7 protein-coding genes are annotated in these 16568 nt (G+C 49.8%); 4 read left to right on the forward strand and 3 right to left on the reverse strand.

Going from position 1 to position 16568, the window contains the following annotated elements; translation table 11 throughout:
- Positions 1-2749: 2749 nt before the first annotated feature.
- Complete coding sequence (locus tag MXE41_RS11165) at positions 2750-3862, reverse strand: transporter substrate-binding domain-containing protein (protein ID WP_247100544.1); 1113 nt, start codon at positions 3860-3862, stop codon at positions 2750-2752.
- Between the two features lie 2187 nt (positions 3863-6049).
- Positions 6050-6928 carry a transporter substrate-binding domain-containing protein gene (locus MXE41_RS11170; RefSeq protein ID WP_247100545.1) on the reverse strand — a complete coding sequence of 293 codons (879 nt, stop codon included), beginning with the start codon at positions 6926-6928 and terminating at the stop codon, positions 6050-6052.
- A 2268-nt stretch (positions 6929-9196) separates the two neighbouring features.
- On the opposite strand from MXE41_RS11170, the gene MXE41_RS11175 reads away from it, so the two are divergent.
- From MXE41_RS11175 to MXE41_RS11190, 4 genes are all read left to right on the forward strand, one after another.
- Positions 9197-10129 carry a hypothetical protein gene (locus tag MXE41_RS11175; protein ID WP_247100546.1) on the forward strand — a complete coding sequence of 311 codons (933 nt, stop codon included), beginning with the start codon at positions 9197-9199 and terminating at the stop codon, positions 10127-10129.
- Positions 10130-10551: 422 nt separating this feature from the next.
- Positions 10552-11484: a hypothetical protein gene (locus MXE41_RS11180; protein WP_247100547.1), complete on the forward strand. Its 933-nt coding sequence runs from the start codon at positions 10552-10554 to the stop codon at positions 11482-11484.
- A 448-nt stretch (positions 11485-11932) separates the two neighbouring features.
- Positions 11933-12862: a hypothetical protein gene (locus MXE41_RS11185; protein WP_247100548.1), complete on the forward strand. Its 930-nt coding sequence runs from the start codon at positions 11933-11935 to the stop codon at positions 12860-12862.
- 475 nt (positions 12863-13337) lie between these two features.
- The gene (locus tag MXE41_RS11190) at positions 13338-13889 is read left to right on the forward strand and encodes a helix-turn-helix domain-containing protein (protein WP_247100549.1); all 552 of its coding nucleotides are present in this window, start codon (positions 13338-13340) and stop codon (positions 13887-13889) included.
- 957 nt (positions 13890-14846) lie between these two features.
- Here MXE41_RS11190 and MXE41_RS11195 read toward each other — a convergent pair.
- A complete protein-coding gene (locus tag MXE41_RS11195; protein ID WP_247100550.1) occupies positions 14847-15764 on the reverse strand; it encodes a transporter substrate-binding domain-containing protein in 918 nt (305 codons plus the stop codon).
- Positions 15765-16568 lie beyond the last annotated feature (804 nt).

The following is a 16568-nucleotide window of genomic DNA, read 5'->3' on the forward strand; positions in this document are numbered from 1 at the left end:
CGTGTTGCCCTGCATCTTCAGGAAAAAAGCCGGACCTCGCTGCCCCTGAGGAACGGACCTGATAATGGTGCCGGTTACCTCTTCTGGAACATCGATGTCATATAAATTCCAGGCGATCTTCTAGAGAAAAGCCTGCCGTCACCCCTGACCGGGTGATCTGCGGAGAACTAACTCTCCGTCAGTGTGGAAACTGCTCTGGGCAAGGCCCATTGCAATTGTCCATCCGGAAAGCCTGCTAACCTGTTTGCTACAGCAGAAAAACAGTTTTCTTTTCACTGGCTGCCGATTAGCACATCAGGCATGCCTTGAGATACATTCTGGTGTTCTCACTCATCCGGAACTTGAAGTCACCGTCTGCTGCAGTTGAGCATCAGCCATTGCATGGCGCTACTGGCTGCAGTCAGGGACAGGTGCTGTCCTGTATCTGTGAAAATCTGACCGCCAAAGCTGAAACCTCAGCGGCTCTGACAGTGGCAGCATGCCGGAGCGTGCGTGCTTTGTCAGGAAAACTGTTTAACTAACAGAGATTGAAGTGTTTTGAATAGCGCAGCCCGGGAGCAATTCGACCAGGCCGGCCGGGGAGCACATCTGTAACCGTGCTTTTTGATCAGGAAAGACAAAAACCTTGCCTGGTCATGCAGGTAACAACGTGATCCGCGTTTAGTGTGCATAATACGCGTTTATTACCCGTGTTCAATAGAGTGCACGGAGAAAATTCCAAAAACGTGACAAAGGCTTAATCAGGAAAACTGTATTAAGGAGATCCATGTACTCCGTAGAGGCGCATCAGTGCTGAAAACCAGGCGGTTTTCACTCCCATATCAGTAGCTTTTGATAATTGTTATCATAAGAATCATCCGCACCAAAAGCGATCGTAAAAATGTCTCCCTAGTTATAATTTTTACAGAATAAATGTGCATTTATTTACGTGGTAGAGAGCCATCGAAATCCCGGAGATACAGCCTTTGATGCCCGGTAACATTTTATACATAACATCATGGATTTTATGATTTTGTTAACATAGTCATGCAACTCATCTATGCTTGTGTAATCGTTGTCATTGGCCTGTTTATCAGGCCTCAATAATCGTGCCAGAACATTATGATGTGATAATTTTGCATCTATATCGATGCTCTGCGGTGCATGGTTTTTCACCTTTACCCACAGTTTTGTCCATGCCTTCATCTTACAAAGGCTACTGGACCGTAAAAGTCCCCGGCTGCCAGCACTGCCATTGTCCAGCCGCCCTGTCCCCTGTTTCCAAGCTGATTTAAACAGGGATTTGCCCTAATCTGACCGACATAGGGGCATGGCGTGCATGCCACGCCCCGTCCGATCTCCTGGTATTACCTCCACAGCCCCGATGCCCCAGTGACAGTTGCCCAGACCAAACAGCAGGTAAAAGCCAGCAACATTGCACAGGAGCAGCTAACCAGTCAGTACATCAGCCTTGCTGCCTTGCTGCCAGGCTGCATTGCTGGTGCATCCGGACAGACAGGCCAGATGTGCTGCTCACAGCGCACTGACATGTTATATGCAAATGTGGCTGCCACGGTGCACGATTTATGGAGCAGGACAAGGAGCAGCACTAATGCTTAAGGAAGGCGGCAGTGTTGACGCATTGCTGAAAGACTCGCAGCTGCCGGGGCAGGTATTAATGTAATGCCTGGCGCTGACAGCATAGAAGAGCGTTTGAATATGGGCAGCTAAGCCAAAAGGAAGACGAGCAAAGATTGCATAAGACTGTGCTCTGTTGCCGCCCATGAGAATCGGGAGCATTGACCACAGAGCATTGACCACAGAGCATGAACAGTAGTCAGGAGCTGTGGACAATGGACCATTACCTGGGCCATGGCCAGTAAACCAGGAGCAATGAACCTTTGAGCATGGACTACGAAGCAAGGAGTTGCTCTTGCTGCCTTGTCTTGTGCCTTGCACTTATGATTGCTGTGGCTGCGTGTGCAGGATGGAGGCTGACTTCGTGCTGTAGATGGGATGAGTACCGCAGGGGAGGAGTAAGGAAGCCATACCTTGCATAAGGCAGCCTTACGCTGCAAAATGCGGCCATACGTTGGATAAGGCAGCCATACGTTGGATAAGGCTTTCAGGGGCTGGTATCGGCTTACATGATCACAATAGCGTTTGATTTTCTTTTGTGACCTGGCGGGGTTTTTATGAGGCCACCCTGTGCTGCTTGCCTGCGGCTGTTATCATGGAGCTGTGGTGGCTGAAAAAGGAAAAGCCCCTGCTGGTGAGGCAGGGGCCTTGAGCGATTTTGTCGGCGACAGTGCAGGTCGCCACTGAAAAGATGCCGTAGATAAAGCGAGAGAAACGGCCTTTTCAGGACTGATTAACAGTGTTTGGATAGCTCCGCTGCTTAAACGCCTTAGCGTCCGGTGTGCTTCATTTTGAAGCCGCATCAGGCAGTTTTATAGCAGCTGGCAAAATCTTTGTGCAGGCTGAGCTTCAGTGCTAAGCCATGATAATTGAATCATGGCAACAGCAAGGAAGACATTTGAGTTACTGACGTGGACCAGGTGCTTTCGGGTCTATTGGAGCTCAGGGCAGCTTATGTCCCTGTGGCCCTCCCTGTCTGCAGCTGTTCGTACGGTCCTTGTATCTGCAGTACTCCTCTGAATAGGTGAGTCCGGAAATTAGACCGTCTGCAGGCTTTAACCGCAAGGTGTCAGAGCTCATATGGCAGCACTGACAGTGCCGGGTATTATATGTCACTGATGCCAGTCAGATCCTACATGTTGACCTGTACGCTGTGCTCTGATGAAGCCCCATTGCTGTTGTCGTTAGAGGACTGAGATACGTTTGAGGCTGTAGCTGTGCCAGGCAGCTGGCTGCCAAAGTGGCGCAGGGAGCCAAGTCTGTACTTGAGATCGATGTGACGATCACTGATGTACTGATTGATAATGCTATCCATTGTGCCGTCTCGCATCATGTCGTCATAAGCAGCCATCAGTATCTTATTTCTTGGTGAGCCCTTCTTTAAGAACAGGGCCATGCCGCTTTCGGTATTAGGCAGGACTGCAGCAACCTTTAAGGTGCCGTGTGGCCACATTTCCAGGTAGTCACGGGCAATAATCTCATCGATGATCAGAGCGTCAGCCTGCTCGTGATCAACCATGTAGAAGGTCATGAAAATGGTAGGAGTGTGCTTGATGGTGATGCCGCTCTGACCGCCTGTAATCATGGCAGGATCGATACCGTTCTGAACGGCAATGGACTTGCCCTGAAGATCCTTGATACCGCTGATGTTCATGTTATTGCGGGTAACAATGCACAGATTGTTGTAGAGATAAGGTTTGGTGATATCGTAGAATCTGGTGCGAGCATCGCTGTAGGTTACACCGCCGCCTGCGATATCGCTCTGGCCAGAACGGGCATACTGAACCAGCTGATCAAAGCTCATAAACTCATAACCCTGAGTTCCGGTATTAAAGCCGGTACGGCGCTGCAGCTCCTTGATGATCTGAATATCGAGGCCATCAGGATGGGCAAAATCGCCCTTCATGGTGACGAAAGGAGGAGCAACTGACATGGCAACTACCAGTTGCTGACCTGAAAGCTCACCTTCAGCCATCGCAGATGGTGCAGCCATGAACTGAGCCATCAGGGCAGCTACAGCAGCAAGAGCAGCTGTGCTCTTTTTAACAGCTGGAAGCAAACGCTCAAAAATACCGGAGGTCATGCCATTACCAGTGTTGCCTGATGCAATATCTTCTGTCTTTTGTACAGTATTGCAAGTGTCAGAACCATCAGCGCTCTTCACAGTAATGGCTGATAACTGATAGTCATCTGACTGAGCAGAGGACTCAACTGTCTGAGACAGGTATTGAGCGCTGGTATTCATGATAATCTCCAAATTTTGTCAGTTGCTGGTTTGTCGTGATTTAAACTCTAAAGTGCCTGCAGAGCAGCAGCTTTGGCTGTCACATCTGCGGACACATGAGCTTTTTAAGTAAGACCTCAGTACCAGCCTGAATAAAAAGCGCACAATGCTGATCCCATGAAGCTGAGCTTCAGAAATAAAAGGTGGATAAGCATTGGATACGACTTTATATACAGGCTTGCGTAAGGCTCATTTGAAAAAGCACATCCACTGCAGGGTATACACTCAGCTTTTGCCCTTATTCTGCCTGTTAAATGGGGCAGGTTCAGGCTCGGTCCTGAAGCTGTGTAAGCGTTTCCGGTGCTGGACAAAAAGTCCCAAAGCGCTCACCGTTCCGGTCTGTACCTGAGTTCACGATTATGGATTTGCTTTTACTGAGGCAACATCAAGGGTGTAGCCTGAGCCTTGCTGCGGCAAGTACAGATCTGCAGAACAAAAAGCTCTTTGCTGTCTGATGCATGTCTTTTCGTTTTAGAAAGCAACTGTAACTGTGCTGAGCAGCTTATGGGGCATGACTGGTGCTCCATTTGTGGAGAAAGTTCAGAGCGTAGAATCTGCCTTTCTCAATTGAGGTCCTTAAATGTAATTCTGATACTGGCCCTGATATTAATGGGCTGCGATAACAATAAATATTACTTTTCTGTCACAGGCAAGGGCAGGAAGCAGGATGAGATTCGCTTTCTGCAGGTCGTAAAAGCCATAATGACAGACAGGATCTACAGCATAATTATTATGAGTCGGAAAATGAGCAGGCCAGCAAGACAACTGAGCCTGATTTGCTCACCGACAGCTAGACCGCAGAAACAACAAGCAAAAATTCTGGCGGCCAGTTTTTCGTTTCGTATTTCAGCTGGTTCAGAGTTTATGTGATTAGTCTCACATGTATTGCATAAGAACCATCGGAAAGTGAGCATAGTATAATCAAGTTTGTAGTATCTACCAAACAGTTTTCTTGATAAATTCTTTTCAAATGCAAGTTTCCTGTTTGTTTGCCAGCAACAAAAGCTCGATTTCGGGCCGTGTCTGTAGCTGTCGTCAGCAATAAAATGCGATAAATAAAGCATTTACATTGAATATCGCTGAGGAAAGTGCACAGTAAAATGCTGCAGGGGTTCAGACAAAAATTCCAGCTCTGACTTGTATTACCAATGGTAAAAAACTGCTGTTGTCTAATCAGATCAATGCAGCTAATCCCATCCAAAAGTACCAGAAAAACCCCAAATTATCCTGTTATTGAACAAGTAATTATCCAATCTGTATCACAGTACAATAGCCACTTAATCAGATATAGTAACAAAGCTGACCATACAGACTCCAGGACACAGGCCCCTGCTGCCCAGTGATAAACACATATTCAGATGCTCTTACCCCGGCAAGCAGCCTCCTTTATTGAGTATGAACAGAGGCAGTCGCGGACCAGCAGTTTCACAGCTCTGACAGCTCCGAACGAGGGAGCTCTGTTCAATTACCAGCCAGGTAATATGCCTTAGAGGCACTTGATGCCCGGGGTTTCCATGGCAATGATGAATGCTGAACAAAAGTACTGTAGCCGGGCAATACTGCCAGAAAGACAGACCTGAGCCCACCCCGTCTGGCACTCTGCCAGGCAACCGTCCAGGAAGACAGATATAAGGGTTAGCGTGAATGCAGGTCGACTGTCATGCAGCCAGTCTGGCTGGAGCCCGCCCTGGCAGCCCTGTATAAGGAGAGGCGGTAGTTCAGGCGGCCTGGAGGGCTGGAGATTTGGCTGGGGCTGGACTGGTGGCTGGATGAACGATTGGGGCAGATTGGTTGAGGTGATGAAAAAAATGGCAGCGGTCGGAGACAGCTGCCAGATTGAATCATTATAGAAGAACCGGTAAATGTATACAGGTCACATTCTTTTACATTATGTAAAGTGTCATGCCATAAACAGGCATGCTACAGCTCCTGGTACAGGTCCTGATACTGCCGGGCGTGCTGGTCTTATCCGCTTTCCACTTATGAGCAGTACTGCTGTACAGCCTTGCTGTTGCAGCAAGGCTTAAGCATGACGGATAAGGGCGCTGTCCATGGCTGTTTTGCATTCAGGCTTTAATCTTAGCCTGGGGCACTGGGCCTTTTTCTCATGTGGAGCCTGGTGGGCTGATGTGACTGCAGTTAATAAGATTACATATGATTACTGAAGTAGACCCTGAGCTCTTGTTCAACCAGCTTCTTGACTGTGCCGTCATCAATCATCTGCTGGTAAGCCTTCATGAGCTTGGCTGTGTAAGGGCTGTCTTTCTTGAAGAGCAGGGCCATGCCACTTTCACTGTCAGGGAGCTTGGCCGAAACATCAAGGCCGCAGTCAGGCCAGGAACCGATGTACTCACGGGCAATGATCTCGTCGATGATCAGAGCGTCAGCAAGACCACGTGATACGGCGTAGAAAGTCATGAAAGTGGACGGGGTTTCATAGGTTTTGATATTTGGGTATTTGGAGGTCAGACCTGAGATGTTGGTTCCGGTCTGAATGGCGAGGGTACGGCCATTGAGGTCCTCGGTGCTTTTGATGCGATCACCGGCACGGGTGACGATTACTACAGAGTTGTAGACGTAAGGCTCGGCAATGGTGTAGTACTTGCCACGCTCTTCAGTAGATGTAATGGCGCCGGCAACAACATCGGCCAGTCCGGCACGGCCCAGCTGAATCATTTCGCCAAAGCTCATGATTTCATACTTGCCGCTCTTATTCTTAAAGCCGGTACGTCTCTGCAGCTCTTTAATAAGTGCTACATCCAGACCGCCCAGGTGATGAAAACTGTCTTTGATTGTTACAAAAGGATGAGCGGCAGCCAGGATAACAATCAGGTTCTCGTTGCTCAGGTTGATGTCATCATTACTGTCAGCAGCATGAGCTGCTGGCAAAGAGCCTGCAGCTACGGCAAATGCAGCTGCCACCAGGGCAGATTTTCGACCGTACAGTCTGGCTGCGTCGGCGATGGTGCCGGCAATGCTGTTAAAGCTGCGCTTGAATAAACCCGCAAAATCCCTGGTGTTATACATATGTGATTCTCCTGGTGTTGCCGCGTGATACGGAAAATGACAGACAGTAGTGTCCAGGACAGCCCGGATATGGCTGTCTTAGAGGAATAAACAATAGAGTTTTCAGGTAATTTCCACTGAGCCTGTGCGATTATGGCAGGCAAACCTTGTGTCTTTGACTGCATCAGTATGCATCGATGCACTTTCGTGTTCAGCCATGAACCTGTTCATGGTACCTGTCAGCAGTTACAGGCTGATGTCCTGCAGATCAACTGGTCCGATAGCGCAGGCCTTACAGATATGCAGTATGGTGCATCCCATGGAGATGCTGCATGGACCATCACATGATGGCCGCCGCCTGGCGCCGCATGGCTCAGCAGGTTGCATCGCCTGAGGGCTCCGCATGGCGCATCAGACCGCATTAGCCGCAGCAGACTCCATCATCCGCAGCAGACCGCATCAGCCATATAGCGCATTGATGGACTGCAGAGCCTGCCAGGATTTTGTGTGGCCCCAACAGGTCCTGAGCGAGCAGGTCCTCTTGAGCTGCATATCAGGCAGAGTGATAAATACCTGGGGATATAAACTGGCATGGTTATGGCGCCGGGACGGCCCCATATCCTGCCCATGGCCCGCTGCCAGTTATAAGGCGGGATGTGAGATTGGAAGGGCAGGTTAGCATGTATTCTGCGCGCAGCAGGCAGGCGGCAGAATAAGATGTACTGAAAGTATGACAGTTATGGCGGCCATGCTTAATTACAGCGCTGGCACATTTATATGAGTGCTGGTTTGAAAGTCCTGTTTGATGTAATACCTGATGTCTTTCAGTTTGCAGATTGTGAGATGTGTCAGACGGTGATTGATGCTCTTACCTGTCAAACAGCACTCAGATCGCTTTGAGCTGCTGCAGTTGCCTGAGCAGCATGGACCGATCTGTATGCTGTGAGCCGCTCCGCTCTGGAAGCCTGGCGTTCAGTCTGGTCTCACGTTGTGTTAATAAAGCTGTTTATGTGGCAAAAGCGGGAATGCATGTGACATTACTGCAGTCTGATACTGCAACACCTGCAGGACCTTTGTATGTCTGACAGGACTTTTCTCCTGTAAAGGCAATTGACCACAACACCTTTTGTTTATTTTGCCCTTGAGCAGGCAATAACTGCAGAGCGCGATAATCATACTAAAGAGAATATGTTTGAAAAACATAGATTCGTGAAAACTTGTATGACAGTAATCAGCAATTTGCAGCTGCAGCAGATGTTGAGTCCGTCACAGTCAGCTTTCATACAGCACGGGCGTGCCTTTTGGGCGAGTTAAGGCATGTGCCTTATTGTAATGTTACCACAGGCAAAATGTTACTGGTTAACATTTCAAATTACGCATCATATGAAAATATGCCCAAAATCACGACACTATGTGCTGTAATAAGAGTAGAAATATCAAAATATATTGATGTTATTTGTCACTTATTATCTGTATAAAAGCACGGAAAACAGCCCTGATATGTAAAGTATACGCCACCTGTGGACAAACTTAAAAAATCAAGTGCAGCCTTTATTTTTCTGACATGCAGTACACCTGAGCTCAGAACAGTTCAGCTCACCTCTGCTCATACTGCATCGCCTTCAGTCCCAGATCGCCTTCAGGACCGGACGTTCTGACGAGTGGACAGTACGTGTGAACAGTACGTGTGAACAGGGACGGTTAGAAATAGATCAGGTATAAGGACAGGATGCTCTGACCAGTGGACAGCAAGCGTGTACAGGGTGCAGTAATAAGGAAAGCCGATATCAGGTCCGGCCGTGTATTGTATGGCGGTCGGCTGCCGGGCAGTCTGGCAACTCAAGAGCAGGCTCAATGTTATGCAGGGTGTTGCGGTCATGGTCTTACAGAGGTCTGGGCCGCAGGTATGGAGTGGACCAGGTCAGTCAGGGGATCATGGCCCGGCTGACTGAGTACCTGGCTGCAGGGCTGTCACAGGGTCTGGCGGCGTCAGAGGGACTCTCTTTTCTAAAACAGGTGTGGCAGTCAGCTCTGCACTGTAGCCGGGCTCAGGCCGGCGTGGTATGCTTTACCTTTTGTTGGTCCTGCCATGGTTGCAGACATGGGATGTGCCTGGGATTTGACCGGCATTGCCGGGGCATTGCGGGTCTTTGCCATGCTGTGGTCCTGTCTGCAAAGACCTTATGCTTTTGCAGTTTTGTGTTGTCGTGCCCAATGCCAGGGGGTTGGTATGTGGCTTTGGACTGACTTTGACGGATCTTAATAGATTTTACAGATTAGGAGAGGCAAGTGGATAATGTTAAATTAATTGACAACTATTACAAGAGTCTTGATGAGGCTGATATTCTTGAGATTATGGAGCATATAAGCACTGAAGAGCTCATGTACATGTTTGGCAGAGATCTCGACAGCGTGGCTATGCTCAGGATGCTCGGAGCTCCGGAAATTGAAAATCCAGATGAGGTCAGACAGGGCAGAGTAGTATTTTTTGACATGCCTTCAACCATAATGGACTTTATGGCTTATTTCATTGAGGTCTTTGGGTTACATGTTTCGGACCACATCCTTCTTGCTGCAGTACTCATCAAGAACAAAAAGATTAATACTGCCCAAAAGGAGGAGCTCTTGGCCGACACTGTGGCACGCGTCCACTTTCTGGACCAGTTTATCCACAGGTTCTACATCATGGTGACCCTTATCCGCAGCAATGTAAACTACTTTGAGCTTACTGAGGCTGAAGCTTCGCTGCTGCAGCTGCTGGGCTTATTTATGAGAACAGTTCTGAATGTCATGAAGACCCTGGATGACAGCATGCCTCAGTGGTGGTCAGTTGGTATGACCAGGCTTGATATTACTCCTGCCATTGATAATTTCGAATTTTTAGTTCTGCGCACTTTGGCTCTGGATATCTTTACTGTAGACAAAGACAATGGTGTAGAGGACGATCCGTATATCATAAAGTACGAGGAGTACACTGAGGAAGAAATGTTGAAAATGGGAGCATCAATAAAACAGGTGATACACGCTCATGATGCCCTCACACGAATTGCTCTGCCTCCGGTACTGATCGATGCCGTTAAAGGTATGGAGAAAATGGCAGCCAGGCTGCCGGCAGCCACCAGCAAAAAGGTTAACAGGGAGCTGCTGGAGCGCTTCAAGGCAATGAACAATAATATGAAGTTTTACTGGTTGATCCACCATTACAACGAGCTCGACAATTAACAGGCGGCATACAGTATGGCCTGCCAGACCGTCATGCTGGGGCCCTGTTCTTCCCATAAGGCCCGGGCTGCCATTGAGCACTGGCGGCAGCACGTCCTGTCATGGCAGGGCATGGCCTGGTCTGTCAGGGGCAGTGCCTGGGCCATATCCTGTTTGCTCTGGCCTGTACCGGCCGGCCCTGCTTTGTACTGCCCTGCCCGGGATTAATCTGGATGATGCACTCTGTTTTAAGTTTTATATAGTAACGCGCAGTGTTCTGGTGCTGGCTGGAGTTCCATGGCTGCCCTTTATGAGCCTGAGGGACATCAATGGGCCTGAATGGGCCTGAATGGTCCTGAATGGGGCTGAAAGGGCCTCTGTGAATCTGATGACCCCAGCGGCACTGAATACGACTGAATGCGCCTTACTGAGAGGAAAGAAAAGTGGATAATGTTAAATTAATTTACAACTATTTTAAGAGTCTTGATGAGGCTGATATCCTTGAGATCATGGAGCATATCAGCACTGAGGAGCTCGAGGCCATGCTCGACAGAGAGCTTGACTGCGTGGCCATGCTCAGGATGCTTGGAGCTCCGGAAATTGAAAATCCAGATGAAGTCAGACAGGGCAGAGTAATATTTCCTGGCATGCCTTCAACCATAATGGACTTTATGGCTTATTTCATTGAGGTCTTTGGTTTACATGTTTCTGACCACATGCTTCTTGCTGCAGTACTCATCAAGAACAAAAAGATTAATACTGCACAAAAGGAGGAGCTCCTTGCCGACACTGTGGCACGCGTCCACTTTCTGGACCAGTTTATCCACAGGTTCTACCTCATGGTGTCCCTTATCCGCAGCAATGTAAACTACTTTAAGCTTACTGAGGCCGAAGCTTCGCTGCTGCAGCTGCTGGGCCTCTTTATGAGAACATTTCTGAATGTCATGAAGGCCCTGGATGACAGTATGCCTCAGTGGTGGTCAGTTGGTATGACCAGGCTTGATATTACTCCTGCTATTGATAATTACGAATTTGTAGTTCTGCGCGCTATGGCTCTGGATGTCTTTACTATAGACAAAGACATTGGTGTAGAGGACGATCCATATATCAGAAAGTACAAGGAGTTCACTGTGGAAGAAATATCGAAAATGAGATCAACAATAAAACAGGTGATAAACGCTCATGATGCCCTCACACGAATTGCTCTGCCTCCGGTACTGATTGATGCCGTTGAGGGCATGGAGAAAATGGCAGCCAGGCTGCCGGCAGCCACCAGCAAAAAGGTCAACAGGGAGCTGGCAGAGCGCTTCAAGGCAATGAACAACAATATGAAGTTTTACTGGCTGGCCCACAATTACGACGAGTTCAACAATTAACAGGCGGCATACAGGATGGTCCGGCCAGTCCGTCATGTAAGTCAGGCCCTTCCCATAAGGCCCGGGCTGCCATTGAGCACTGGCTGCAGCATGGCCTGTCAGGGCAAGGCCGGGCCTGTACTGGCCTGGCCTGTACTGTCCTGCTCTGCTTTGGCCAGCCATGTCCAGGATTAATCTGGATGAGGCACTGTGTTTTAAGTTTTGTACAGTATTATGCAGTGTTCTGGAGCTGGCTGGTGCTCCTGGACTGACCTTTATGAGCCTGAATTACCTCAATGGGCCTGAATAAGCCTGAATGTGCCTCAATGAATCTTATGTTCTCAACGGCCCTGATAAGCCTGTAGGGGCCTCAATGATCCTCAATGAGTCTCTGAGAGTTTGAATTTGCCTGAAAGGGCCTGTATGAGTCTGAGTGCTCCTGAATGTGCCTTATTGAGAGGAAAGGAAAGTGGATAACGTTAAATTGATTGACCGCTATCTCAAGAGCCTTGAAGAACTTGATGTACTTGAGATCATGGAGCACGTCAGCACTGAGGAGCTCAAAGCCATGCTGGACCGGGAGCCTGACAGCAATGCCATGCTCAGGATGATCGGAGCTCCGGAGATTGAAAATCCCGATAAGCTCAGAAAGGGCAAAGGTAATGAGTCCGTAGTACATAACAAGATAATGGACCATCTTTGTCATTTTGTAGAGCTCTTTGGTTTTCATAATTCTGACCATCTGCTGCTGGCCTCAGTACTTATCAAGAACAACAAGATTGATACAGCCGCAAAAATGGAGTTCCTGGCTGACACTGTGGCACGTGTGCACATGCTCGATGACATTATCTACAAGTTCAGCCTCATGGTAGCCATAATCCGCCGCAAGGTTGACCGCCATATGCTCAATGAGGACGACGCCTCGCTGCTGCAGCTGCTGGCCAGCTTTATGAGGTCGGTCATGACTGTAATCAAGGTAATGGATGACAGCATGCCTCAGTGGTGGGAAGTGGATATGACCAGGCTTGATATTACCCCGGCAATCGAAAAATACGAATACCTTGTTCTCACATATGTATATTATTCAATATCTTCTCGCAACAAGAAATGGGCAAAAGATAAGCCATATCTCATCAGGTTTAAGAGTTTTGATAAAGAAGAACTAAAAGGGCGGCTCATGAAAGCAGACAGGGTTAGAGATGATCATATGATACTGACACGCATTCCTCTGCCGCCGCTGCTGATTGATGCCGTAAAGGGCATGGACAAAGTGGCGGCAAAACTGTCAGCAGCCAGCAACCAAAAGCTCGACAGTGATCTGGTAGCGCGCTTCAGCGCAATGAACAACAATAAGACGATTTACTGGTTCACCCACAAGTACCAGGAGTGGGAGTTATAACAGCTGGTATACAGTGCAGGCATGGCCAGCTCTCACATCGGCCTGCATACCAGGCAGTAAGCCCATTTGACCGCCCTGCTGCCCGCCCATTTGACCGCCCCGGCTGTCAGCTGCATCATCAGGTCAGACCGACAGCTGACATTACTTCGGCCTGCTGGTCATCAAGGTCCGGCACTGCCCGGCTGGTCATGCATTTTCAATGTCCTGTCGGCCCGGCAGAGCCTCAGATCCGGCAGTGGCCGGCTGGGTCTTCAGGACCAGATGGCTGTATCAGCTCTGCATTTGATGACCTTATGGGGATCAGGGCAAGGCAGGTCGTTGCCATGAGGGCGTGGACCATGTGATGTGGACCATGCACATGTACCATGTGACATTGGGCATGGGCCATGTATACTGGGCATGGATATGGGCCATGCGGCATGGCTATGAGGCATGGGTCCGGGGTCTGATTTGATGTTTAATTAAGGAGAACGAGATGGCAGTTAAAGACATAACTCTCAAGGCAGAGGCAGTGCGCCGTATGCACAGTGGTGAATTATCAGCTCCTGAGGCGGCGGCATACTATGGAGTTTCTGATTCTACAGTGCGCAAGTGGGCCAGCGATGATCGCCTGATTGAACTTGCAAATTCCAAAAATATTGCCGACAGCACCTGGGCCCCTCAAGGCATAATTGTCGACAGTGAGGGCAATCTGGTGGAGCCTGAGCTGCCTGAGCCTCTCAACTCTTCACAGGCTATGGGCCTGTACAGCTATCTGAAGTCCTTCAAGTTCATCAAGCCTCTGGTCAAGGAAATGTGCAAAAAGCACCATTGCGACGAGAAAAAGCTCATGCTCTGGTGCAGCTGGATCGAAGCCATGCAGGCTATTGAGTCACGCGAGGCTGACCTCAATGCATGGCGTGCCCAGCGCTATCTGACCTTAAAGGACAGAGAGGACAAGCGCCGTGCCCGCAACGCACCAATAAATGCCCGCAAGCGCATGATACGCGAGATGCGCCGCAGCTTTTTCTTTTTCCCATTCAGATAAGCTGTCCCACGCTCATTACCACCTGCATTCATTACATCCTGCGCTCATGACGCCCTGAGCTCATAACCTCGTGAGCTTACAGTCATAACATTGTGTACTCACAATATCCTCAAGCGCAGGATGTACTCTTACCTCCCCACCCTCATAATTACCGCCCAGCCCGAACACAGACACTTGCATGAACAGAGCAGCCAGGTGCACTTTGTCATGCCTGAAATTCAGCTTTCCAGGGCATGGGGCAGCTGTCTGTAAAAATACGGCCACAATGAGCTCTGAGCAGGAGCGGCTGTCTGTAAGGAGCTGTCCATGCAGCGCGTTGAGCGGGGGCGACTGTCTGTAGGGAGCTGGTCATAATGCGCGCTGAGCGGGAGCAGCTGTCTGTAGGGAGCTGGTCATAATGCGCGCTGAGCGGGTGCGGCTGTCTGTAGGGAGCTGTCCATGCTGCGCGCTGAGCGGGAGCAGCTGTCTATAGGGAGCTGGTCATAATGCGCGCTGAGCGGTAGCTGCTTTCTGTAAGGAGCTGTCCATGCTGCTCAATGGGATGCAGCTGATCTATGGGGTGTCTGAGATTTGCCCGCATGCAGCGCAGGAGCATGGGATTTGCCGGGAGGCTGCACAGGGACGGGGCAGCGTATTTGCCATGGCCGGCTGGTCGGGCTGTGATTATGCTGGCTGCAGCTGAGCGGGCGCTGCAGTGGAGTTCGACCTGATTGTGCGACTGGATCGGGGATAGCTGGCATTATGCGCAGCTGGCGTGAGTTTCTGGGGTAAGGCGGGCTCTGGCAGACGTAGGGCGAGCGTGAGTTACCGGGGTAAGGCTTGCACTGGTGGTCGTGGGGCGGGCGGGACTGGTCGGTCAGGTGCGTGGGAAAGGAAAAAGAAAAGCGGCATCCGGGAGAATGCCGCCTGAAACATCCGGATGCCTCCGGACAGAGTTTTTAGAAAAGGTATTCTTTATCAGTTAGACATGGACAGCTTAGGGCCGGCACCGTGAGCGTGCTGCTCATCCTCGTGACCTTCCTCGGCCTCAAAGTAGTTGTGCAGCTCATTACGGACAATACGGGCAACAGTACCGTCATCAATCATCTCATTGAAAGTTTTGTAAAGCACCTCAGAGCGTGGGCTGTCCTTCTTGAAGAACAGGGCCATACCGCTTTCGCTGCCCTCGATGTGACCTGAAACCTGGAGATTGGCCTCCGGCCATATAGCCAGGTATTCGCGGGCGATGATCTCATCTACTATCAGGGCGTCAGCAAGGCCACGGGATACGGCGTAGAAAACCATGAAATTGGTTGGAGCCTCATAGGTATTGATGCCGCGGTTGCCAATCATGGCTCCCATGTTGGAGCCGGTCTGAACAGCCAGGGTACGGCCGGACAGGGCGTCCAGATCCACAATATTATCACCTTGACGGCTTACGATAACGGCGCTGTTATAGACATATGGCTTGCTGATGAGATAGTACCTGGCGCGCTCAGGGGTAGCGCTGATAGCACCAGCAACGATATCAGAATGACCGGAACGGCCCAGTTCCATCATGGAGGTGAAGCTGGTCAGGTCGTAGCCGTCAGCATCAAGTCTGAAGCCGGTACGACGCTGCAGCTCCTTGACCAGGGATACGTCCACACCTTCAGGAGTTTTGACATTCTTCTTTAAGGTGACAAATGGTGGGGCTACAGCAAAGGACACTGACAGGGTTTGATTGCTCAGTTCACCAGACAGAGCTGACGGAGCAGCAAACATGGCTGTTGCACCAAGAGCAAAGGCACATACCGGGCGCATCAGGCGAGAGCTCATGCTGGCTGAGCGGGCATGGTTGCGCTCCTGGTCCTGGCCAGAGACAGAGTTAGAAAGGCAAGAAAAAAAGTTGCGCATGATCGTGTCCTTGGATATACGAAATCCGGTTGATGTCGTTTGGCTCCCTGATCTGTGCATCGGCTGATGACTTTAATGCGGCTTCAAGCGCAGCGCGGTTGCCGATATGGTTCCCGGTCCGCTCCACAGCTGGTTGGCTTACGCATGGGCATGGGGGCTGTCTGATTAATTCACTAAACGCTGCTCAGACGCATAATCCTGACTGGGTGAGGTCGTATGCCCTCATTATGTCTGTGTGAAAAGACCATACGTCTGCGAAAGTGTTGTTCGTTTGTATGTTTGTCTGATTGATAAATAATTCTTCGGCAGTTACCAGGTCAGAGGGGCTGATGTCATGAGCCTGATGGACTGGGCATGATGGCCTGTGTCTGATGTCATGAGTCTATGGGCTGAGCCTGATGTCATGGAGCAGACGGCCTGTGTCTTATGTCATGAGTCTATGGGCTGAGCCTGATATCATGGAGCAGACGGCCTGTTCCTTATGGCCTTAGCCTGATGGCCTGTGCCGGGGCGCCAGCTGGCGTGTGCAGCCTGAGCGCTATGTCTGTTTAATGGCTTACTGTGTTTCAGGACGGTACGGAAGCTGATTATGTAAGAACACACACCTTATGATGTCCGCTTGTTCTGCCCTCTTTACCGCAGGGCGTACGCATGATACGTGCTAAGCGGCTTTTCTCAGCTCTAAAGCGGCAGCAATTATGCCTACTGCATTTAGCAGCTGAGCATCGTCAGCCAGACGCACAACGAGCCTTTTTATTGAGCTGTCGCTATAGTTCGTATCTGTTTTTAAGACATTAACAAAGT

The sequence above is a fragment of the Anaerobiospirillum sp. NML120449 genome, from assembly GCF_023051105.1.
Classification (GTDB): Bacteria; Pseudomonadota; Gammaproteobacteria; order Enterobacterales; family Succinivibrionaceae; genus Anaerobiospirillum.

What these genes read in the sequence shown, in the direction of transcription:
- MXE41_RS11165 (WP_247100544.1), bottom strand. Translation starts at nt 3,862, where the DNA reads ATGAATACCAGCGCTCAATACCTGTCTCAGACAGTTGAGTCCTCTGCT.
- MXE41_RS11170 (WP_247100545.1), bottom strand. Translation starts at nt 6,928, where the DNA reads ATGTATAACACCAGGGATTTTGCGGGTTTATTCAAGCGCAGCTTTAAC.
- MXE41_RS11190 (WP_247100549.1), top strand. Translation starts at nt 13,338, where the DNA reads ATGGCAGTTAAAGACATAACTCTCAAGGCAGAGGCAGTGCGCCGTATG.
- MXE41_RS11195 (WP_247100550.1), bottom strand. Translation starts at nt 15,764, where the DNA reads ATGCGCAACTTTTTTTCTTGCCTTTCTAACTCTGTCTCTGGCCAGGAC.